Source organism: Streptomyces javensis (genome assembly GCF_039525925.1).
In the GTDB taxonomy this organism is placed as follows: domain Bacteria; phylum Actinomycetota; class Actinomycetes; order Streptomycetales; family Streptomycetaceae; genus Streptomyces; species Streptomyces asiaticus.
In genome coordinates this window covers 43,541-64,473 of record NZ_BAAAIF010000027.1, presented here as the reverse complement: position 1 = coordinate 64,473, position 20,933 = coordinate 43,541, and the positions used below count along the sequence as shown (strand labels likewise).

Annotated in this window: 14 protein-coding genes and 1 pseudogene; 9 read left to right on the top strand and 6 right to left on the bottom strand. The window is 72.9% G+C overall.

Annotated elements, in window-relative coordinates; translation table 11 throughout:
- Window positions 1-35 precede the first annotated feature (35 nt).
- Window positions 36-554, top strand: coding sequence for a DUF402 domain-containing protein (locus ABD329_RS23845; protein ID WP_198279387.1), 519 nt, complete (start codon window positions 36-38; stop codon window positions 552-554).
- 20 nt (window positions 555-574) lie between these two features.
- On the opposite strand, the gene ABD329_RS23840 is transcribed toward ABD329_RS23845, so the two are convergent.
- The 4 genes from ABD329_RS23840 to ABD329_RS23825 all read right to left on the bottom strand — a co-directional run bounded on the left by ABD329_RS23840 (window position 575) and on the right by ABD329_RS23825 (window position 6,565).
- Window positions 575-1,873 carry an MFS transporter gene (locus ABD329_RS23840; RefSeq protein WP_198279388.1) on the bottom strand — a complete coding sequence of 433 codons (1,299 nt, stop codon included), beginning with the start codon at window positions 1,871-1,873 and terminating at the stop codon, window positions 575-577.
- Between the two features lie 3 nt (window positions 1,874-1,876).
- A complete protein-coding gene (locus ABD329_RS23835) occupies window positions 1,877-3,340 on the bottom strand; it encodes a CitMHS family transporter (RefSeq protein WP_198279389.1) in 1,464 nt (487 codons plus the stop codon).
- 120 nt (window positions 3,341-3,460) lie between these two features.
- Window positions 3,461-5,689, bottom strand: coding sequence for a molybdopterin oxidoreductase family protein (locus tag ABD329_RS23830; protein WP_198279390.1), 2,229 nt, complete (start codon window positions 5,687-5,689; stop codon window positions 3,461-3,463).
- Window positions 5,690-5,887: 198 nt separating this feature from the next.
- Window positions 5,888-6,565, bottom strand: coding sequence for a TetR/AcrR family transcriptional regulator (locus ABD329_RS23825; RefSeq protein WP_198279391.1), 678 nt, complete (start codon window positions 6,563-6,565; stop codon window positions 5,888-5,890).
- An 86-nt stretch (window positions 6,566-6,651) separates the two neighbouring features.
- Here ABD329_RS23825 and hmgA point away from each other — a divergent pair, with 86 nt between their 5' ends.
- From hmgA to ABD329_RS23810, 3 genes are all read left to right on the top strand, one after another.
- Window positions 6,652-8,037: a homogentisate 1,2-dioxygenase gene (gene hmgA, locus ABD329_RS23820; protein WP_246618763.1), complete on the top strand. Its 1,386-nt coding sequence runs from the start codon at window positions 6,652-6,654 to the stop codon at window positions 8,035-8,037.
- A 69-nt stretch (window positions 8,038-8,106) separates the two neighbouring features.
- Window positions 8,107-8,856: a GntR family transcriptional regulator gene (locus ABD329_RS23815; protein WP_198279392.1), complete on the top strand. Its 750-nt coding sequence runs from the start codon at window positions 8,107-8,109 to the stop codon at window positions 8,854-8,856.
- Between the two features lie 736 nt (window positions 8,857-9,592).
- Entirely contained in the window at window positions 9,593-10,801 is a 1,209-nt protein-coding gene (locus tag ABD329_RS23810; RefSeq protein ID WP_198281297.1) for a type ISP restriction/modification enzyme, read from the top strand.
- A gap of 194 nt (window positions 10,802-10,995) precedes the next feature.
- Here ABD329_RS23810 and ABD329_RS23805 read toward each other — a convergent pair whose 3' ends face one another.
- On the bottom strand, window positions 10,996-11,259 hold the full coding sequence (locus ABD329_RS23805; RefSeq protein WP_198281296.1) for a hypothetical protein: 264 nt from the start codon (window positions 11,257-11,259) through the stop codon (window positions 10,996-10,998).
- Window positions 11,260-11,481: 222 nt separating this feature from the next.
- Here ABD329_RS23805 and ABD329_RS23800 point away from each other — a divergent pair, with 222 nt between their 5' ends.
- The 4 genes and pseudogenes from ABD329_RS23800 to ABD329_RS23785 form a co-directional block, all read left to right on the top strand.
- Window positions 11,482-12,996, top strand: coding sequence for a DUF4331 domain-containing protein (locus ABD329_RS23800; protein WP_198281295.1), 1,515 nt, complete (start codon window positions 11,482-11,484; stop codon window positions 12,994-12,996).
- A 178-nt stretch (window positions 12,997-13,174) separates the two neighbouring features.
- On the top strand, window positions 13,175-14,536 hold the full coding sequence (locus ABD329_RS23795; RefSeq protein ID WP_214665631.1) for a tetratricopeptide repeat protein: 1,362 nt from the start codon (window positions 13,175-13,177) through the stop codon (window positions 14,534-14,536).
- 467 nt (window positions 14,537-15,003) lie between these two features.
- Window positions 15,004-16,545, top strand: coding sequence for a HoxN/HupN/NixA family nickel/cobalt transporter (locus ABD329_RS23790; RefSeq protein ID WP_344316880.1), 1,542 nt, complete (start codon window positions 15,004-15,006; stop codon window positions 16,543-16,545).
- Between the two features lie 46 nt (window positions 16,546-16,591).
- A pseudogene (locus tag ABD329_RS23785) lies at window positions 16,592-17,683 on the top strand (serine/threonine-protein kinase); the annotation flags it as partial.
- Between the two features lie 465 nt (window positions 17,684-18,148).
- Here ABD329_RS23785 and ABD329_RS23780 read toward each other — a convergent pair.
- The gene (locus tag ABD329_RS23780; RefSeq protein ID WP_198282416.1) at window positions 18,149-18,955 is read right to left on the bottom strand and encodes an SGNH/GDSL hydrolase family protein; all 807 of its coding nucleotides are present in this window, start codon (window positions 18,953-18,955) and stop codon (window positions 18,149-18,151) included.
- Between the two features lie 748 nt (window positions 18,956-19,703).
- Between ABD329_RS23780 and ABD329_RS23775 the strand changes: the two genes are divergently transcribed.
- Window positions 19,704-20,816 (top strand): DUF5925 domain-containing protein, encoded by a 1,113-nt coding sequence (locus tag ABD329_RS23775; protein WP_201853976.1) that lies wholly within the window; start codon window positions 19,704-19,706, stop codon window positions 20,814-20,816.
- The last annotated feature ends 117 nt before the right edge of the window (window positions 20,817-20,933 follow it).

The following is a 20,933-nucleotide window of genomic DNA, read 5'->3' as shown; positions in this document are numbered from 1 at the left end:
GGCGCGCCGCTCCGGCCACCGCATAGGATCGGCTCATGCCAGATCTCGTATCCGTCAACTACCGCAAGTACGACGGCTCTCTGCACTGGAACCTGCGGATGCGCAGGCTGGGCGAGGACGACCACGGCGTCTGGCTGGGGCTGCCCGGCGGCGGCGTCATGCGCAAGGGGTACGGCCCGATGGTGCCGATCGCCTGCGCGCATGTGATCCTCCTCCCGCGCGACGCGTGGTGGACCGCGGCGTTCAACGCCCCGCCCCGGGAGACCGAGATCTACTGCGACATCGCCACGCCTCCCGAGTGGCACTCCTCCCACGAGGTCTCGATGGTGGACCTGGACCTCGATGTGATCCGCAAGCGGACGGACGGCTCGACCCTGCTGGACGACGAGGACGAGTTCGCCGAGCACCAGGTGCGGTACGGCTATCCGGCGGACGTCATAGCGGAGGCCGAGGCGGCGGGGAGGTGGCTGATGGACGCGGTCGGCGGGCGCGCCGAGCCGTTCGGGGACGCCTCCGGGGCGTGGCTGGCCATGGTCGACGGCGAGCGGCCCTGAGAGACCGTCTCACCGTCACCTCACCGGGGTGGCCGTCCCGTGCCCCGCGAGGCCGAGGACGACTCCTCCGTACGCCCTTCCGCGGGCCGCTTCTCCGGCACCGGCCGGTCCCCGACGGGATCCGCGGCCGGGCGGCCGCGCAGCGGCCGGACGGCTATCGCCGCCGATATCAGGAGCAGTCCGCCCAGCATGACGAAGGGGGCGGCGGTGCCCGCGAGTCCGGCGAGCAGACCGGCGGAGGCGGGCGCGGCCACCTGGCCGAGCCGGTTGCCGGTGAGCCGCAGCGCGAGGGCCGTGCTGCGCGCCCCCTCGGGGGCCGCCTGGACGACGGTCGTCATCGACAGCGGCTGGCCGACGCCGAGGCAGAAGCCGAGCCCGGCCAGCAGCACCCCGAGCGCCCAGGCGGGCACCGGCAGGGCGATGCCCGCGCACAGCAGCGCGGCGCCCAGACAGCTGACCGCCATCAGCGCGGTGCGGCCCATCAGCCGGATCATCGGGGTCATGGCGAGCCGACAGGCCACCGTCGCGGCGGCGCGCAGGCTGAGCAGCACACCGACGACCGCGGGCGAGATACCGCGCTGTTCGCCGACGACCGGCAGATAGGCGGTGAGGATGTCGGTGGCGGAGAGCACGGCGAGGCTGATGAACATGCCGGAGGCGACCCCGCGGGTGGTCAGGATGGACCGTACGGAGACCTTGCGGGCCGGGGCCTCCTCGGCGGGCCCGGCCGCCGTGCCGTCGGGGCGGCGCTCGATGCGCCACAGCGAGGTGACGGAGAAGGCCGCGAGGGCGGCGGCGACGAACAGCGCCGCGGCGCTGGTGCGGCCCATCGCCCCGTCGTGTTCGGAGACCACAAGACCGGCCGCGATGGGCCCGATGAGCTGGCCGAGCGAGGCGCCGATGGTGAAGTGGCCGAAGTTGCGGTCCTGGTCCTCGGGCGCGCTCTGGCGGGCCACGATGGACTGGGCGCCGATGACGAACGACAGATGGCCGAGGCCCATCACCCCGCTCCACGCGGCCATCGCGGGCAGCGATCCGGCCGTGCCGCTGAACGCACAGCCGGTGGCGATGAGGGCGACCCCGATGGGCAGCAGCGGGGCGCACCGCCCGTGGTCGGTGCGCCGCCCGAGGGGTACGGCGGCGAACAGCGGCAGCAGGGCGTAGATACCGGCGATCACGCCGATGGCACGGGCGTCGGCACCGAGCGCGAGCGCCCGGTAGGAGACGGCCGGCCGCGCCATGCTCACCGCCCCCTGGGTGAACGAGAAGGCGATGACCAGGCGCAGCAGCCAGCCCCTACCGGGCTTCGAGATCTTCACGGCTCAGATGATGCCGAACGCGAGACCGGCGGCGAGCACCACCAGTGAGGTGAGCGCCGCCCATTTCACGGTGAACCGGGTGTGGTCGCCGAATTCGACCTTCGCCATGCCGACGAGCACGTAGACGGCGGGGACCAGCGGGCTCGACATGTGCAGGGCCTGTCCGACGAGCGAGGCGCGGGCGATCTCCAGCGCGGAGACCCCGTGCGCGGCCCCGGCCTCGGCGAGGATCGGCACGATGCCGAAGTAGAAGCCGTCGTTGGACATGAAGTAGGTGAGCGGGAGGGACAGCACACCGGTGACGATGGCCATGTGCGGGCCCATGCCCTCGGGGACGCCGTCGACAAGCCAGCGGGCCATGTGCTCGACCATGCCGGTGCCGGTGAGGACGCCGGTGAAGACGGCCGCGGCGAAGACCATTCCGGAGACGTTGACGACGTTCTCGGCGTGCGCGGCCACCCGCGCCTTCTGGTCGTTCATGTTCGGGAAGTTGACGGTGAGCGCGACGGCGGCGGCCAGCAGGAAGAGGACCGGGATCGGCATGGTCTCGGTCACCATCAGGGCGAGCAGTGCGACGGTCAGGGCCGCGTTGAACCAGTAGAGCTTGGGGCGCAGGGTGGCGCGGTGGGGGTCGAGCCCCTTGAACTCGTCGTCGTCCCCGCCCTCGTGGGAGGAGGAGTCCGAGGAGCCGGAGCCCTTCGGGGACGGGGCCTCCGCGTCGGTGCCGGAGCCCGCCCCGCCGCCGGTCAGCGCGGCCTTGACGCCCTTACGGCCGTTGGCCCCCTTGCCGCCGGAGCCCGCGCCGACCAGCACCTGCTCCGGGTCGCCCGCAGTGACCTCGTCCAGCGTCAGCACACCGAGCCGCTTGCGCTCCCGCAGACCCAGGCCGTAGGAGAGGGCGATCACGAAGAGCAGACCGACCGCGAGGGCCGGGATCATCGGCACGAAGATGTCGCTGGCGTCGACCTTGAGCGCGGCGGCGGCGCGGGCGGTCGGGCCGCCCCAGGGCAGCGTGTTCATCACGCCGTTGGCCATGGCCGCGACGCCGGTCATCACCACCAGGCTCATCTTCAGCCGCCGGTAGAGCGGCACCATGGCCGACACGGTGATCATGAAGGTGGTGGAGCCGTCGCCGTCGAGCGAGACGATCGCCGCGAGGATCGCGGTGCCGACCACCACCCGCATCGGGTCCGCCTTGCAGAACCGCAGGATGAGCCGGACGATCGGGTCGAAGAGGCCGACGTCGATCATCACCCCGAAGTAGATGATCGCGAACATCAGCATGGCGGCCGTGGGTGCCAGATCGCCGACGCCCTTGAGGACGTAGTCGCCGAGGTGCGCCCCCTTCCCGACAAGCACACAGAACAGCGCGGGGATGAGCACCAGGGCGCCCATCGGGGACATCTTCTTCATCATGATCAGGACAAGGAATGTCGCGATCATGACGAAGCCGAGGATGGTCAGCATATTGGCTACCTCACGTTCGCCTTTGAACTCCCCCAGATTTGGCGGTCGAGGCGACGTTAGGTGCGGCAACTTTCCGTTAACAAGGTCTTGACGCGTGAGCAATAAGCGCAAAACCCCAGGTCAGTGCCGTAGCGAGGGTGATACGCGCACCGGGTGGCCATTGAGCACCGCCGTCCCCGAGAGCGGATCCAGCCGTGAGCCGTCGAAGAGCTGGTTGACATTGACCCCGGGGCGGGCCCCGGCCACGGACAGCCGGACGCCGGGGCGGGCATGGCCCCAGCCGTGCGGCAGGCTCACCACTCCGGTCCGTACCGCGTCCGTCACCTCGACCGGCACCTCCAGCTCGCCGCCCTCGCCCTTGACCCGGGCCAGACCACCATCGGCCAGGCCGAGACGGGTGGCGTCCTCGGGGTGCACCTGGAGCGTGCAGCGGTTGCTGCCGCCCATCAGGGCCGGGACGTTGTGCATCCAGCTGTTGTTGGAGCGCAGATGGCGGCGGCCGACCAGCAGCAGCCCCGAGGGCCGCTCGGCCAGCGACCGGCGCAGCCGCTCCACATCGGCGGCCAGCGGCTCCGGGCACAGCTCCACCGTGCCGCTGCGGGTCTTCAGCAGCCCCGGAACGCGCGGCCGCAGCGGACCCAGGTCGATGCCGTGCGGACGGTCGAGCAGCTTCTCCAGGCTCAGCCCGTCGGGGTCGGCGCCGAAGCCGTCGCCGTACGGGCCCAGCCGCAGCATCATGTCCAGCCGTCGCTCGGGGCCGTCCACCCCGGTCAGCAGCGCGGCCAGCTCGCCGGGGTCGCGTCCGTGCACCGGCGAGGACGGGTCGGCGACCTCCTTGCCCAGCGTCCCCTGGATCGCCATCGCGTCCACCGCCTCCGGGCCGGCGCCGTCGTTCCCGCTCACGCACAGCACCAGCCGCGCCAGGATGGCGCTCTCGCTCAGCCGGTCGGCCTCCAGGGGGATGGCGGGGCGGGTGTAGCGGACCTGGTTGCGCACGGCCAGGCTGTTGAAGGCGTAGTCGAAGTGGGGGCTGCGGCTGGGCGGCGGCGGGGGCAGCACCACATGGGCGTGGCGCGAGGTCTCGTTGAGGTACGGATCGACGCTGACCATGAAGTCGAGCCCGGCCAGCGCCCGGTCCAGGCGGTCGCCGTCCGGCGCGGAGAGCACGGGGTTGGCCGCGAGCGCCAGCACCGCCCGTATCCGGCCCTCGCCCGGGGTCTCGATCTCCTCGGCCAGGGCGACGGTGGGCAGTTCGCCCTTGGCCTCGGGGTATCCGCTGACCCGGCTGTGCCAGCGGCCGAGCGCGAACCCCTTCCCGGGCCGCGCCGGGCGCTCCCGGCGGCCGGTCGCGGCGAGCGGGAACATCATGCCGCCGGGCCGGTCCAGCTGCCCGATGAGCACGTTGACCACATCGACCAGCCAGCTGGTGAGGGTGCCGAACTCGACGGTGGTGGAGCCGACCCGCCCGTACACCACGCCCTGGGACGCGGCGGCCAGCTCACGGGTCAGGGCGCGGATCTCCTCGGCGGGCACGTCGCACGCCTCGGCCACCGCCTCCGGCGGGAAGTCCGCGGCCAGCCGCCGCACCTCCGCCACCCCGCTGATGTGTGTCGCGAGCGGGCCCGGGGCCACCAGGTCCTCGGCGAACAGCACCTGCACCATGGCGAAGAGCAGCAGGGCGTCGGTGCCGGGCCGGATCGCCACGTGGCGGTCGGCCAGCGCGGCCGTACGGGTGCGCCGGGGGTCGACCACCACCAGCCGGCCGCCGCGCCGCCGCAGCGCCCGCAGCCGCCCGGGGAAGTCGGGGGCGGTGCACAGACTGCCGTTGGAGTCCAGCGGGTTGGCGCCGAGCATCAGCAGATGGTCCGTGCGGTCCAGGTCGGGCACCGGAAGCGCGTTGGCGTCGCCGTACAGCAGCCCGCTGGAGACATGCTTGGGCATCTGGTCGAGGGTGCTGGCACTGAAGACGTTACGGGTGCGCAGCGCGCCGAGCAGCAGCGGCGGATAGAGCCCGCCCGCCACGGTGTGCACATTGGGGTTGCCGAGCACGACCCCCACGGACTGCGGCCCGTGCTCGCGCAGCAGCGGGGCCAGCCCCTCCGCGACGGCGGCGAACGCCTCGTCCCAGCCGGTCTCCACGAGGCGCCCGGCACGGCGGACGAGGGGACGCCGCAGCCGGTCGGGGTCGGCGTCGAGCTGCCCGAACGCGGCGCCCTTGGGGCAGATGAAGCCGCGGCTGAAGACGTCCTCGCGATCGCCGCGCGCCCCGGTCACCCTCCCCTCGTCGATGGTGAGGGTCAGCCCGCAGGTGGCCTCGCAGAGCGGGCAGATACGCGGGGCAGTGCTCATCGGTCTCTCCCAGGGACGGCGGCGAGGCCGCGATGACGCGCCGGACCCGCTCACCATACCGACTGGTAGGCATGTCGGGGAGGGATCGGCGGGAACTCCCGGTCGACCGGGCCTCCCGGTCGACCGGGCCTCCCAGTGGACCAGACCTCCCGGTCGACCGGGCCTCCCAGCGGACCGGGCCTCCCAGCGGACCCCGGGTCAGTCCAGCACCCGGGCCAGATAGGCGCGCAGCAGCTCCTTCGTCTCCGCCACGATCGCCGGATCGCCCTCCGGGTCCACCCGGAACGCCAGCCGCAGCAGCGCGTCCGCCGTCTCGACCGCGAGCAGGAAGGCCACCCGCAGCCGCTCCTCGGTCGCCTCGTCCCGGCCCGTCCCGAGCCGGTCGGCGAGCAGCGTCCGCAGCCGGTCGGCGACCAGGTGGTTGGGCTGCTCCGGCGGCGCGGTGGCCGGGACCGGATGGCCGAACTCGATGAGCGCGAAGCCCGGCGCCCCGCGCTTCATCGCCAGGTACTCGTCCACGACGACGTCCATCGCCTCCCGCCAGCCGCCTCCGCCGTCCGGCCCCGGGGCGGAATCGGAGCCGGAGGCCGCGTCCGAGGCTTCCAGCCGCCGGGTGATCCGCGCGGCGTACTCGTCCAGATTGCGGTGGGCCAGGGCCTCGGCCATCGCCCGCTTGTTGGAGAAGAAGCGGTAGACCGAGCCGATGGGCACGTTGGCGCGCTCGGCGACGGCCCGGGTGCTCAGCTCTTCGTAGCTGATCTCGTCGAGGAGCTCGGCGCACGCGTCGAGGATCCGGCCGAGGCGCTCGGCGCTGCGGCGCTGGACCGGATGGCGGCGGAGGGGCGGTATGGGCACGCCACCATCCTGCCCGATCATTGACGAGCCCGGGTTTCGATTCCTATCGTCTGACATAGGAATCAACTGGAAACTAGTGGTGTGCGGCGGAGCGGTGGGAGCGCGCGATGGGCGACGGCACGGGGATCCAACACGGCGAGCGGCGTGACGATCAGCGAGGACACGAGCAGGGGATCGAGCGGGCGCGCAAGACGGCCGAAGAGCTGGTCTACGCCTCCGGTTTCGGCAATGAGCACAGCAGCGAGGCCGTGCCCGGCGCGCTGCCCATCGGCCGCAACTCCCCCCAGCGCGCACCACTCGGGCTCTACGCGGAGCAGCTGAGCGGCAGCGCCTTCACCGAGCCGCGCGCCACCAACCGGCGCTCCTGGCTGTACCGCATCCGGCCCTCCGCCGCACATCCGCCGTTCACCCGCGTCGACGGCGGCGCGCTGCGCGGGGCGCCCTTCACCGAGTCCGCGCCCGACCCCAACCGGCTGCGCTGGGACCCGCTGCCGGAGCCGCCGGAGGGCACCGACTTCCTGGCCGGGCTGTGGACGCTGGGCGGCAACGGCGACGCCACCCAGCGCGCGGGGATGGCCATCCACCTCTACGCCGCCAACGCCCCCATGACCGATCGGGTGTTCAGCGACGCGGACGGCGAGCTGCTGATCGTCCCCGAGCGGGGCGGGCTGCTGCTGCACACCGAGTTCGGCCTGCTGCGCGCCGAGCCGGGGCATGTGGCGCTGGTCCCGCGCGGGGTGCGGTTCCGGGTGGAGCCGCTGGAGCCGTCGGTGCGCGGCTATGTGTGCGAGAACTACGGCCGCCCCTTCACCCTCCCCGACCTCGGCCCGATCGGCGCCAACGGGCTGGCGAACCCCCGGGACTTCCTCGCCCCGGTCGCCGCGTACGAGGACGTGGAGCGCCCGGTGCGCGTGGTCAACAAGTTCTGCGGCAATCTGTGGGCCGCCACCTACGACCACTCGCCGCTGGACGTGGTCGCCTGGCACGGCACCCATGTGCCGTACGTGTACGACCTGCGCCGCTTCAATGTGCTCGGCACCATCAGCTACGACCACCCGGACCCGTCCATCTTCACGGTGCTCACCTCGCCCTCCGACACCCCCGGGCTCGCGGGCGTGGACTTCGTGGTCTTCGCCCCGCGCTGGCTGGTCGGGGAGGACACCTTCCGGCCGCCGTACTTCCACCGCAATGTGATGAGCGAGTACATGGGGCTGATCGAGGGCGCGTACGACGCGAAGACCGGCGGCGCGGGGGGCTTCGTACCCGGCGGTGGCTCGCTGCACAACATGATGTCCGCGCACGGCCCGGACCACGAGACCTTCGAGCGGGCGAGCGCGGCCGAGCTGGCGCCGCACCGGCTGGACGACGGGCTGGCCTTCATGTTCGAGACGCGCTGGCCGGTCACGGCCACCCGGCAGGCGCTGGAGGCGGACCACCTCCAGGGGCGCTATGACGACGTATGGCAGGGTCTGGAGCGCCATTTCCGCCCCTGAACGCCGCCGTTGCCGCCATTGCCGCCGTTGCCGCCGTTGCCGCCGTTGCCGCCGTCGACCGGAGACCGTGTGACCACCTTCGCCCCCGACTCCCTCGCCCTCAACCGCAAGTTGCCGCTGTGGTACCAGGTCTCGCAGTCGCTGCGGGCCTCGATACTCGGGCGGGCCCCGCACGATCCGCTGCGGCTGCCGACCGAGGACCAGTTGGCCGAGCACTACGGGGTCAGCGTGCTCACCATGCGGCAGGCGCTCAAGGAGCTGGAGACCGAGGGGCTCATCAGCCGCCACCGGCGTCGCGGTACGTTCATCGAGCCGAGCGCTCGGCGGGCCGCGCCGGTGCGGCTGCTGGGGTCGGTGGACGCGATCGTGGCCCAGCAGTCGGGTGAGCGGACGACGGTGCTGGAGCACGGCCCGGAACCGGTGCCGGCGGCGCTCGCGGAATACTTCCCCGACCTCCACGAGGCGGCCGCGTACCGCAGACTGCGCCGGGACGGCCGCAGCGGTGAGCCCACCAACTGGGCGGAGAACCTGGTCCGCCCCGAGCTGGCCGACCTCATCGACCTCGCGGACCTCGCCCGCTGGCCGATGACGAAGGTGCTGCGGGACGCGGTGGGGGTGCGGATCAGCCGGATCACGGACACGGTCGAGGCCCGCCTCGCCGACCCCGAAACCTCCCGGCTGCTCCAGGTTCCGCTGCTCAGCCCGATCCTGCACTACACGGGGGTGACCTACGACGAGAGCGGGCGGGTGGTGGACGTGGCCCGTATCCACTACCGGGGTGACCGGTTCTCGTTCTCGGTGACGGTCGAGGCGGACTAGGGGGCCCGGCGGGGTCTTGGCGCCTGCGGCGGGCTGTTCCCCTCCCCGCCCCTTCCCACAACTGGGGCTCCACCCCAGCCCCCGATTCGGGGCTCCGCCCCGTGACCCCGAGACCCAGGGGCCTGTAGGGCTCCGCCCCGAGGCCCAGGGGGCTGGGGTCTGGGCCCAGGGGCCTGGGGTCTGGGGCCTGGGGTCTGGGCCCAGGGGCCTGGGGCCTGGGGCCTGGGGCCTGGGGCCTGGGGTCCGGGGTCCGGGCCCAAGGGGCCCGCGCCCAGGAGGCCCACGCCCAAGGGGCCCGGACCCCTGGGCCCACACCCAAGGGGTCCGGGCCCAGGGGTCCGGGCCCAGGGGTCCGGGGCGTCCAGCCCCAAGGGGTCCGGGGCGTCCGCGCCCAAGGAGTCCGGGGCGTCCAGCCCCAAGGGGTCCGGGGCGTCCGCGCCCAAGGGGTCCGGGGCATCCAGCCCCAAGGGGTCCGGGGCGTCCGCGCCCAAGGGGTCCGGGGCATCCGCGCCCAAGAGGTCCGGGGCATCCAGCCCCAAGAGGTCCGGGGCATCCAGCCCCAAGAGGTCCGGGGCATCCAGCCCCAAGAGGTCCGGGGCATCCAGCCCCAAGGGGTCCGGGGCGGAGCCCCGGTTTCGGGAAGGGGCGGGGAGGGGAAGATCCCAGCCGGTCAGCCACCGAGCGGCGGCGGCTGACGTCGGGCAGCCCCCTGGAAGGACACGGCGGCATCGATACCATGCCGGGCGTGGGAGAACGTGAGGCGCCACCGCTGGGGGACCTGATGCCGTGGGCCGTGGGGCCACTGCGGCCAGGCCGCGCGTGGGTCATGGCACCGGACGCGGCCTCGCTCAAGGCCCGCTGGGAGCGGCTGACCCGGGCCGAGGACGAGGCGGCGCGGGCCGCGCTGTTCCGGCCGACCCGCGCCCGTACGCCGCACAGCTCCGTACCCCAGCTGCCCGGCCAGGCCACCTCCACGGCCCGGCTGGCGCGCGAGGACGGGCCGTGCCCCGAGCCGGTGCGGATCGCGCACGGGCCCTTCGACCAGCAGTGGCTGATACCGGATCACCGGCTGCTCGACGCCGCCCGCCCCGAGCTGTGGCGGGTGGCGGACGACCGGCAGATCCATGTCGTCGAGGCCGCGGGACCGGACCCGGACCCGGTGCTCACCTTCTCCGCGCTGCTGCCGGACGGCCACTCCCCCGCGGGCCGCCCCGGCCGGATCCGTCCGCTCTACCGCCGCCCGGGCGGGCAGGAGCCCAATCTCGCGCCCGGACTGCTGGACCACCTCACCACGCGGCTCGGCCGCCCGGTGACCGCCGAGGACTTCCTTGCCTGGACCGCCGCCACGGCGCGCGGCGCGCCATGCGCCGTGCCCCTCACCGCCGACCCGGAGCTGTGGGAATCGGGCGTGGAGCTGGGCCGCCGTGCGCTGTGGCTGCATACGCGCGGGGCGCACAGTGGTGAACGCCCGCGCATGCCGGGTGGCCGGCGCCCCTACGTCCGCGCCGCGCTTCCGTCGAGCGGGCTGCCGGGCTCGCTGGACTACGACCCGGACGAGGAGGCCCTGCTGCTGGGCGAGGGCCGTATCTCCCCCGTCCCCCAGGCCGCATGGGACTTCCGGGCGGGCGGGGTACGGGTGCTGGAGACCTGGTTCGAGCAGCGCACCGCCGCGCGGGAACCGGGCACGCTGGAGGCCATCGGCCCGGCGGGCTGGCCGTCCGCGTGGACCTCGGAGCTGCTGGAGCTGATCACGGTGCTGGCGCTGCTCGCCGAGTCGCGCCCTGAGCTGCGGGCCCTGGCCGACCGGGTGGCGGACGGCTCGCTGATCGACACGGCGGAGCTACGGGAGGCGGGGGTGCTGCCGGTGCCCGGCACGGCCCGGCGCCCGGCGTCCGTACTGGACCACCACGAGGAGGGCCCGGAGGGGCAGTTCGCCCTGCTCTGAGCCCCATCCTCCGCATGCGGGCGACCAACTGAACGCGACCGACTGAACGCGGGCGACCGACCGTGGTCTCTCGTCGGCATCCCACGGCGACAGCGACGTGGGGTGGATCACAGCACGGACTCACCGGCTGGAGCGAACCGGTTGACCCCGTGCCTGCCCGGGATGACGACGATGGCGCCTACGGGCCGGCCGGGTCAGCCGTGGTTGCCGAACAGCGAACGGCGCAACCGGCGCAGCGGCGCGAACAGCGACACCCGCGCACCCCGGCTGTTCTTCGCACGCGCGTGATCGCGCGCGGTCAGCTCCTGCATCAGCACCGCCGCGCTCTCCGACTCCCGCTGCGGGACGGCAGGGCCGCCCATCACCGCGAGATGGCGCTCGAGGCGCGCACTCGACGCACCGCTTCCGCAGTTGATCGCAGGCACTCGTGGCCTGCTCCGTACCGTTATCTGCTCCATGACACTCCCCACCCGTACGAGGGCACCCGCCCCGGGCAGAGTAACCCTACCTCCCCGAGCCGTCACCCACGCATCCCAGGTTCCGGATTCACCACCGCGTCAAGGGTGTTGACGATACCTATCACGCGCAAACAAATTCCCGGGCCGACCAATCCATCCGTTCGCCGGGTCCGAATAGCCGCATGAAGGACTGCTCCAACAAGCGTGCGAAGGACCTACAGGATGACCGCTATCACCAAGAGCTTGGCCGCGCTGGTCAGCTGCGCACTGGCCGCGGGCGGGCTCACGGCCGCCGGAGTGGCCGTACTCCAGCCCGGGACGGCGCAGGCCTCGAGCCACCGCGAGGCGCCGCTGATCTCCGGTCAGCCGCAGTACGACGCCACGGACGTCTACGCGTTCGTCAGCCCGGACAAGCCGGACACGACCACCATGGTCGTCAACGTACTGCCGTTCCAGGACCCCGCGGGCGGCCCCAACTTCTACAAGTTCGCCCATGACGCCCGCTACGACCTGCACGTCGACAACGACGGCGACGGCCAGGGCGATCTGCTCTTCCGGTGGACCTTCAAGGACCACCTCAAGAACGGCGACACGTTCCTCTACAACACCGGGCCGGTGAACTCGATCGAGGACGCCACCCTCAACTTCACCCAGACATACGACCTCGAAGTCATCAAGCTGAAGCACCAGAAGGCCGTCGCCCGCGCCAAGCTGGGCAGCGATCTGCCGGTCGCGCCGTCGAACGTCGGCAAGGCGTCGATGCCCGACTACTCCAAGCTCCGCGACCAGTCGGTGCGGAAGATCGGCTACAGCGGGGGCTCGACCGCCTTCGCCGGTCAGGCCGACGACCCGTTCTTCCTCGATCTGCGCGTCTTCGACCTGCTGTACGGCGGCGACATGTCCGAGGTCGGCAACGACACCCTCAAGGGCTACAACGTCCAGTCGATGGCCCTCCAGGTGCCGACGTCGGCGCTGACCGAGTCCAAGGACCAGCCGGTGATCGGCGTCTGGGCCACCACCCACCGCCAGACCGCCGACGGCGACTGGACCCAGGTCTCCCGGCTCGGCAGCCCGCTGGTCAACGAGGTGGTCATCCCGCGCAAGGACAAGGACAAGTTCAACGCCTCCTCGCCCTGGGACGACGGGCAGTTCCTGAAGTTCGTCCAGGAACCCGAACTCCCCAAGCTGATCGAGCAGATCTACAAGATCAAGGCGCCGGACACCCCGCGCGACGACCTGGTGCAGGCGTTCCTCACCGGTGTGCCCAAGCTCAACCAGCCACCGAACGTCCGCCCCGCCGAGGAGCTCCGGCTCAACACCTCCATAGAACCCAACGGCAGCCCCAAGCGGCTGGGCGTCCTGGACGGCGACAACGCGGGCTTCCCCAACGGCCGCAGGCTCTCCGACGACGTCCTGGACATCGCGCTCCAGGCCATGGAGGGCGAGCTGCTGGGCAAGAAGAACGACCTGGGCGACGCGGTGGACGAGAACGACCAGAAGTTCGGCGGCTCCTTCCCGTATCTGGCGCTGCCCAGCTCCGGCTCGGACGCCAAGGCCGTCTCGAAGAGCGCCGGGCAGTCGCTGCTGAACGGCGGCTCGGGCGTCGGCTCCTCCTCCGACGACAACATGCTGCTGGCCGGGTCCGCGGCGGCCGGTGGCGGGGCCGTGTTGCTGCTGGGCCTCGGATTCCTCTGGATGCGGTCGCGCCGGCGGGGTCCGCGCGTGCGCAGGCACTGAACCACGGGTGCCATCGGGCCCGTACCACCGGGCGCGGCCCCGCCGAAACCCGCGCGGCGGCCGCGCCCAGGCTCCTCCTCACCCGTTCGTCCCTTCCGTTCATCCCTTCCGTTCGTCCCTTCCGTTCGTCCCTCCCGTTCCGCTGGGTTCGCGCTCATCCCGAAAGGCAGCTGTCACCATGGCTCTTCGGCCATTCCTCACCCCTACGGCGCGGACCGCGGCCGTGGTGTTCGCGCTCGCGGCCGGGCTGACCGCGGCCTCGATCGTGATCGACGCCTCGGACGGGCCGGGCGGGTCCGGCGGCGGCCAGGAAGCCGCCCGCGCGGTGCACCCGGCCGCCGCGCGGTACGAGCAGCTCAGCGGCGACGGCCTCGCCCGGCAGATCGACGCGATGCAGACCCATCTGCGCGGTGAGCCGAAGGACGCGGAGAGCTGGGCCGGTCTCGGCTCGGCCTATGTCGAGCAGGCCAGGACCAGCGGCGACCCCACCCGCTATCCCCAGGCGGACAAGGCGTTCGCCCGGTCCCTGTCCCTCCAGCCGCGCGACAACGACGTGGCGCTCGCCGGGCGCGCCTCGCTCGCCGCCGCCCGCCATGACTTCAAGGGCGCGCTGCGCGACGCCGACAAGGCCCTGAAGGTGAACTCCTACAGCCAGGGGGCGCTGGCCGTCCGGGTGGACGCCCTCGTCGAACTGGGCCGCTACGAGGACGCCTACACGGCCGCGAAGAAGGCCGACTCCCTGCGCCCCGGCATCCCCGTCTTCACCCGCCTCGCCTACGTCCACGAGCTGCGCGGCGATCCGGCCGGGGCGCGCCGGGTGCTGCTGCGCGCCCAGGACTCCGCCACCTCACCCAGCGATATCGCCTATGTGTCGACCGCGCTCGGCCAACTGGCCTGGAACCAGGGCGAGTACGACACGGCGCGGCGCGCGTACGGCACCGCGTTGCGCGCCGTACCCGGCTATCTCCCGGCGCTGGAGGGCCAGGGCCGCACATCGGTCGCGGACGGCCGCCAGAAGGCGGGTATCCGCGATCTGGAGGCGGTCGTACGGCGCTATCCGCTGCCCGCCGAGCTCGCGGCCCTGGGCGAGGCGTACGAGGCGCGGGGCGACCGCTCCAAGGCGCGCGGGCAGTACGCGGTGGTCGACACCTGGATCGCGCTCGCACGCGCCAACGGGGTGGCGACCGACCTGGACAGCGCGCTGGTCGCGGCCGACCACGGCGATGTGAAGGAGGCCCTGAAGGCGGCCCGCGCCGAGTGGGACCGACGGCACACCGTGCACACCGCCGACGCGCTGGCCTGGGCCCTGCACCGCAACGGCAAGGACGAGGAGGCCCTGAAGTACGCCGAGCAGGCGGCCGAGCCGGGCTACCGCAACGCGGCGTTCCTCTACCACCGGGGCGTCATCGAGAAGTCCCTGGGCGACGACGGACCGGCCCGCCGCCACCTGAAGGCCGCACTCGACCTCAACCCGGGCTTCTCCCCCACGGGCGCGCGGGCGGCGAAGGCGGCCCTGAAGGACCTGGGGGCCACCCGATGACGCTCCCCCACCCGGTCCCCTCGCGCACCGGGGCCCAGCCCCGGACCCCCCACCTGGGACTCCGCCCCCAGAGCGACGCCGCCGGCGACTCCCGAAGCCCCGGGCGGCGCACAGGTTGGCGGCTGGCGGCCCCACCCCCAACCGAGGGCCAGCCCACGAGCCCCCGCCCCCAAAGCCGCGCCGGTGAACCCCGGGCCCTCGGGCGGCGCACAGGTTGGCGGCTGGCGGCCCCACCCCGAACCGAAGCCCAACCACCGACCCCCCACCCGGGGCCCCGACCCCAGAACGACGCCGACGAAACCCAGAACCCCGGGCCACGCACGCGTTGGCGACCCGGGGCCCCACCCCAAACCGAGGACCAGCCCACGGGCCCCAGCCCCCGAAGCCGCGGCGGCGTAACCCAGAACCCCGGGCGGCGGGCCCGTTGGCGGCTGGGGGCCGTCGGGGTGTTGTTGGGGGCCGTGGCGATGGTGGTGTTGCCTGCTGGGAGTGCCGAGGCGCATCCGCTCGGGAACTTCACCGTCAACCGTTACGACGGGCTCGTGGTCACCCCGGGGGCGCTGCGGGTCGACCATGTCGAGGACCTCGCCGAGATCCCCGCCGCCCAGGCGAAGCCGCAGATCGACCGCGACGGCGACGACGCGCTGTCCGGGCGGGAGTTGGGCGCGTGGGCGGCCCGGCGGTGTGCGGGCGCGGCGGAGGGGGCGCGGCTTACGGTCGACGGGCGCGAGGTGCCCGTACGCGCCGGGCGCGCGCAGGCCCGTCAGCGCCCCGGCCAGGCCGGGCTGCCCACGCTGCGGGTGGAGTGCCGCCTCACGGCCGCGCTGGGCGACGGCGAACGGGCCACCGTCGCCTATCGCCCGCGCGACATCGGCACCGGCCCCGGCTGGCGGGAGGTGACCGCGCAGGGCGACCGTATGACGCTCACCGACGCCGACGTCCCCAAGACCTCCGCCTCCCACCGGCTGGTCCGCTACCCGGCGGGGCAGCTCTCCTCACCGCCCGACCAGCGGTCGGCCGCGCTCAAGGTCAAGGCGGGCGGCCCCGCGCTGGCCTCCACGGCGCGGTCCGACCGGGAGGACGCGGTGGGCTCGTCGGTGCTGCCGCGCGGGGTGGACCGGTGGACGCAGGCGCTCACCTCGATGGTGGCGCGCCATGACATCACCTTCGGCTTCGCCCTTACGGCCTTCGCCACGGCCGTTCTGCTGGGCGCGATGCACGCCCTGGCCCCCGGCCACGGCAAGACGATGATGGCGGCGGGCGCCGCGGCGGGCGGGCGCAGCGCGCTGCGCGACGTACTGGCGCTGGGCGCGTCGGTGACGGTCACCCACACCTTGGGCGTGTTCGCGCTGGGACTGCTGGTCACGGCGGGGTCGGCGGCCGCCCCCTCGGTGATCTCGTGGCTGGGCATCGCGAGCGGTGTGCTGGTGTCGGTGGCCGGGGCGGGGCTGCTCCGCAAGGCGCTGCGCCGTCGTCGGCAGGTGCGGGCCCATCACCACAGCCACGACCACGACCACACCCACGACCACACCCACGACCAGGGTCATGCGCATGCGCACGACCACGACCACGACCACGGTCACCCGCACCCGCACCCGCACCCGCACACCCACACCCACGACCACGGCGACGGTCACACCCACACCCACGAGGTGCGCCCCACCCTGCGCGGCACGCTGCTGCTCGGCTTCGCCGGGGGCATGGTGCCCAGCCCCTCCGCCGTCATCGTGCTCGTCGGCGCGGCCGCGCTGGGCCAGGCGTGGTTCGGCTTCGTCCTGGTGGTGGCGTACGGGCTCGGACTGGCGCTGACGCTCACGCTGGCCGGGTTCACCGCGGTGCGCCTCGGCGTGCGGGCCACGGAGCGGCTGGCGGCGCGCAGGGGGTCCGGGGGCCGGATCGACCGGCTGCTGGGGGCGGTGCGCCGGGCCTCGCCGGTCGGAACCGCCGCCATCGTCCTCGCGTTGGGGTGCGGATTGGTGCTGAGGGGGGCGGCAACCACGCTCGGTTGAGGTACATTCAGCCCGAATTGCTCGGTTGAGGGGGAGGGGCTCGGCCATGAGCGAAGAGGGTTTCGGGCGGCAGGGCGAACGGGTGGGCGGCGGCCGTTACCGCCTGCTGGGCGAGCTGGGCCGGGGCGGTATGGGCGTGGTGTGGCGCGCGTATGACGAGGCGCTGGGCCGCGAGGTAGCCATCAAGGAGGTGCGCGCCCCGGCCGGGCTCGGGGACCGCGACATCGAGCGGCTGTACGCGCGGATGGAGCGCGAGGGCCGGGCGGCGGCGCGCGTTTCGCACCGCAATGTGGTCACCGTCCACGACGTGGCCATGGAGGGTCACCCGTGGATCGTGATGGAGCTGGTGCGCGGGCTGTCGCTGGCTGATGTGCTCGACGCCGAGGGGCCGCTGCCGCCAGCGCGGGCCGCGCGCGTCGGGGCCGAGGTGCTGGCCGCGCTGCGTGCCGCGCATGCGGTGGGCGTGCTGCACCGGGATGTGAAGCCGGGCAATGTGCTGATGGCCAACGACGGCCGGGTGGTGCTCACCGACTTCGGGATCGCGGTGGTGGAGGGCGATGCGGCGCTGACACTGACCGGGGAGCTCGTGGGCTCCCCGGAGTTCCTGGCCCCGGAGCGCGCGCTGGGCCGGTCGCCGGGCCCGGCGGCGGATCTGTGGTCGCTGGGTGTGCTGCTGTACGCGGCGGTGGAGGGATTCTCGCCGTTCCGCCAGGACACCCCGCTGAGCACGCTGCGTGCCGTGGTGGACGAGTCGCTGCCGCGGCCGCGCCGGGCCGGGCCGCTCACCTCCGTGGTTGAGGGGCTGCTGGAGAAGGATCCGCGGCGGAGGCTTCCGGCGGCGGAGGCGGAGCGACTGCTGCGGCTGGTGGCCGCGGGAGGCACACCGGGCGGCGGCTCGGTGTCGTCCCCGAACGCCTCCGGGCCCGCCGCCACGGTGGAGACGGAGCCGCTGGGCCGGTTACCGGGGCCCGGTGCGACGGCCGCGCCCGCGTATCCCCCGGGCCCGGGCGGGCCGGCGGAACCCGCCGATGAGCCGCCGCCCCGGCGGCAGCGGGCCGCGGTGGCGACCTTGGTGGCCGGGGCGCTGCTGGCCCTCCTGTCGCTGGGTGGGTTGGCCTGGGCGCTGCTGAACAACGGCGGCTAGGGCTGTCCGACGGCCCCCGACGCCTACGGCGGGCTGCTCCCCTCCCCGCCCCTCCCCACAACTGGGGCTTCGCCCCAGCCCCCGGGTGTGTGGCAGGGACCCCGCCCCTGGACCCCGGGAGTCTGGGGCAGAGCCCGGTCCGGGGTCTGGGGCAGAACCCCGGCCCGACGGCGGAGGCAGAGCCCGATCCAGGGTCTGGGGCGAAGCTCCGATCCGGGTCCTGGGGCGAAGCCCCGACCCAGGATCTGGGGCGAAGCCCCGACCCAAGGCCTGGGGCGAAGCCCCGACCCAAGGCCTGGGGCGAAGCCCCGATCCGGGGCCTGGGGCGGAGCCCTGGTTTCGGGAAGGGGCGGGGAGGGGAACAGCCCGCCGCAGGCGCGCACCCCCGACGCCGGAGGGGCCCGCGAGGAGGCCCCGGTGGACGGGACCTCCTCCCCTACCAGTGAGGGCGGGCGCGTATCAGGCGGCTGAGCTGAAGACCGGGAGGTAGCCACCGGACTGGCCGGCGGCGGTGGGGTGGTAGGACTCGTCGATGGGGATGGTGACGCTGTTCAGCCAGGCGCTGCCGGAGCAGATCTCATGCCCGGTGAAGGTCGTGGTGACGTCGCCGAAGCTGAAGCCGTGGTCGGCGGCGCGCTTGGCGGTGACGGAGTTGAGGACATCCGCGCCGCTGTTGATCGCGGTGCGCTCGGCCTCGCTGAGGCCCAGGATGCAGGAGCCGCCCAGCTTGTAGAACCGCGGGTAGCCGAGGACGACGACATGCGCGGAGGGGGCCTTGGCGCTGATGGCGTTGTAAACCTGGTCCAGCTTGCCGGGCAGGGTGTTCTGGACGAAGTTCTTGGCACTGTTGACCGCGTTGATACAGGTGGACTCGGACTGCAACACGCAGGTCGTCATGATGTCGGCGAAGCCCGCGTCATTGCCGCCGATGGAGATGGAGACGAGGCCGGTGCCGGAGTTCAGCGGGCCGAGCTGGTTGTTCAGCACATCGCCGGTCTTGGCGCCGGAGCAGGCGGTGAAGTTGAAGCTCGCGGGGGCGTGCGAGGCGGCCCAGAGCGCGGGGTACGCCTTGGTGCTGCGCTTGCAGTTGCCGCTGGCGCCGTCGTAGCTGCCCGCGCCGACGCCGGATGAGTAGGAGTCGCCCAGCGCCACATAGGCGGGGCCCGCGCTGTTCTCGGTGGCCTGGGCCGAGCCGGCCCCGGTGAGGGCGAGGACGGCACCGACGACGAACGCACCCATCGTCGCCGTGAGTCTGGACAGTTTCATTCGATCTCCCTAGCAGGATCACTGCTGTGCCGATGTGAGGCGCGATGGCCCGAAAAATGAGCAATCGCGTTCGAAACCGTCAGTCACGTCGCGGGGATCGATTACAGCGGCGTGACATGGATATGTCATCCCGCGCAACCGGCCGATCTATGCGGGTAGTTGGCAAAAATCTTTCGATACGCGGCCGATACATCCATAGGTCGGACGGAATCCGGATGAGTCAGCACACGACGCCCGAACACCCCACCCGAACACCCCACCCGAAGACCCCACCCGAAGACCCCTGGCACACGACTGGCGCACAGGGCGCGACCAGCCCTGATGAGGGCTCAACCGCCCGCCCGCCCACACCGGCTCGCTTGGCCTTGTAGACGATGAAGTCTCCGAGCTGGCCGCAGGCCCAGGAGTGGAGTGCGACCCGTTGGGGCTCGCAGGTGGCCATCAGCAGCGCCAACGTGGCCATGCCGACGCCGAGCAGCGCGCCGGTCCGTCGGCGCCTCGTTTGCCCTAACCTGACCGGCCCGCCCCGTTCCCTTCCTTACGGCCCTTCGGGCGGATCTCATCCGGAAGGGCCGCTAGCGCCCCACAACGGGTAGGAGTATCCGTGAACACTCCCATTCCGGTGGGCTTCCGTGGAACAGCTCGGTAAACGGCCACAAACCTTGGTGCGCCCTCGCCCTCCGTCCTGGATCATGGGGGCGGGTGCGCTGACCGACGCACCAGGCCCCCCTTTCTCAGGAGGCAGACCCTGCCTACGACACCCGCCGAAAAGTCCCTCCCCATCCGGCTGAACGTCGATGACAGCGATTCGCCGTCGGATGTCGTCGACGCGCTCTTTTTGGGGCGCTTCGCGACCGGCGAGCAGCCGTACGCCCGCAGTCACTCCGTCGACCGGGTGAGGTCGGGCGCCACGCTGCTGCCGCCGTCCGCGACCGTGCTGCGCGCGGCCCGTGACGACGACCGCAGCGCGACGCTCGCCGAGGGCGACGGCTGGACCCTGCTGATCTCCCGGTGGAACCGGGGGGCGGATGTGACCGTGACCGCCGTCGACGACGCCCTGGCCGAGAAGGTGCTGCACCAGGCCGTGGACGGCGCGGAGGACGAGCCGGAACCGCAGCCGGAGAACGTGGCGATGGGCTTCTGGTACGTCTCGCCGCGGCGCGGTCCGCACCGCACCACGCGGCAGATCTCGGCCGGGACCTGGGAGGAGATCCGCGGCAACTACACGGCGCCGGTGGCCGAGGCCATGGACGGGCTGATGAAGGTCACCCCGGACGACATCGCCGGCCGGCTCCTGCTGCTGCACGGTCCGCCGGGCACCGGCAAGACCTCGGCGCTGCGCACCCTGGCCCGCTCCTGGCGGGACTGGTGCCAGGTGGACTGCGTGCTGGACCCGGAGCGGCTCTTCACCGACGTGGGCTATCTGATGGACATCGCGATCGGCGAGGACGACGGCACGGCCAAGGGACGCTGGCGGCTGCTGCTCCTGGAGGACTGCGACGAGCTGATCCGCGGCGAGGCCAAGCACACCGCGGGCCAGGCGCTGTCCCGGCTGCTGAACCTGACGGACGGTCTGCTCGGCCAGGGGCGCAATGTGCTGGTCGGGGTGACCACCAACGAGGACCTGGAGCGGCTGCACCCGGCGGTGGTCCGGCCCGGCCGGTGTCTGGCCCGGATCGAGGTCGGCAAGCTGACACGGCCGGAGGCGGTGAGCTGGCTCGGTGGCGAGGTCGACGACCGGGAAGGTGTGATCGGACGGGACGGGGCGACGCTCGCGGAGCTGTACGCGCTGCGGCGCGGCACCCGGCCGCCCGCCGTGCCGTCGCAGTCGGCGGAGTCGAACGCGGGGCTGTACCTCTGAGCCGCCCACCGGGAGCATCCCTGAGCCGCCCACCGGGAGCATCCCTGAGCCGCCCACCGGGAGCATCCCTGAGCCGCCCACCGGGAGCATCCCTGAGCCGCCCACCGGGAGCATCCC

Excerpts from the sequence above, each read along its gene's own strand:
- ABD329_RS23810 (WP_198281297.1), top strand. The coding sequence starts at position 9,593 with ATGCCGGGCGTGGGAGAACGTGAGGCGCCACCGCTGGGGGACCTGATG.
- ABD329_RS23835 (WP_198279389.1), bottom strand. The coding sequence starts at position 3,340 with ATGCTGACCATCCTCGGCTTCGTCATGATCGCGACATTCCTTGTCCTG.
- ABD329_RS23830 (WP_198279390.1), bottom strand. The coding sequence starts at position 5,689 with ATGAGCACTGCCCCGCGTATCTGCCCGCTCTGCGAGGCCACCTGCGGG.
- ABD329_RS23780 (WP_198282416.1), bottom strand. The coding sequence starts at position 18,955 with ATGAAACTGTCCAGACTCACGGCGACGATGGGTGCGTTCGTCGTCGGT.
- hmgA (WP_246618763.1), top strand. The coding sequence starts at position 6,652 with ATGGGCGACGGCACGGGGATCCAACACGGCGAGCGGCGTGACGATCAG.
- ABD329_RS23800 (WP_198281295.1), top strand. The coding sequence starts at position 11,482 with ATGACCGCTATCACCAAGAGCTTGGCCGCGCTGGTCAGCTGCGCACTG.
- ABD329_RS23825 (WP_198279391.1), bottom strand. The coding sequence starts at position 6,565 with ATGATCGGGCAGGATGGTGGCGTGCCCATACCGCCCCTCCGCCGCCAT.
- ABD329_RS23795 (WP_214665631.1), top strand. The coding sequence starts at position 13,175 with ATGGCTCTTCGGCCATTCCTCACCCCTACGGCGCGGACCGCGGCCGTG.
- ABD329_RS23790 (WP_344316880.1), top strand. The coding sequence starts at position 15,004 with ATGGTGGTGTTGCCTGCTGGGAGTGCCGAGGCGCATCCGCTCGGGAAC.
- ABD329_RS23845 (WP_198279387.1), top strand. The coding sequence starts at position 36 with ATGCCAGATCTCGTATCCGTCAACTACCGCAAGTACGACGGCTCTCTG.
- ABD329_RS23805 (WP_198281296.1), bottom strand. The coding sequence starts at position 11,259 with ATGGAGCAGATAACGGTACGGAGCAGGCCACGAGTGCCTGCGATCAAC.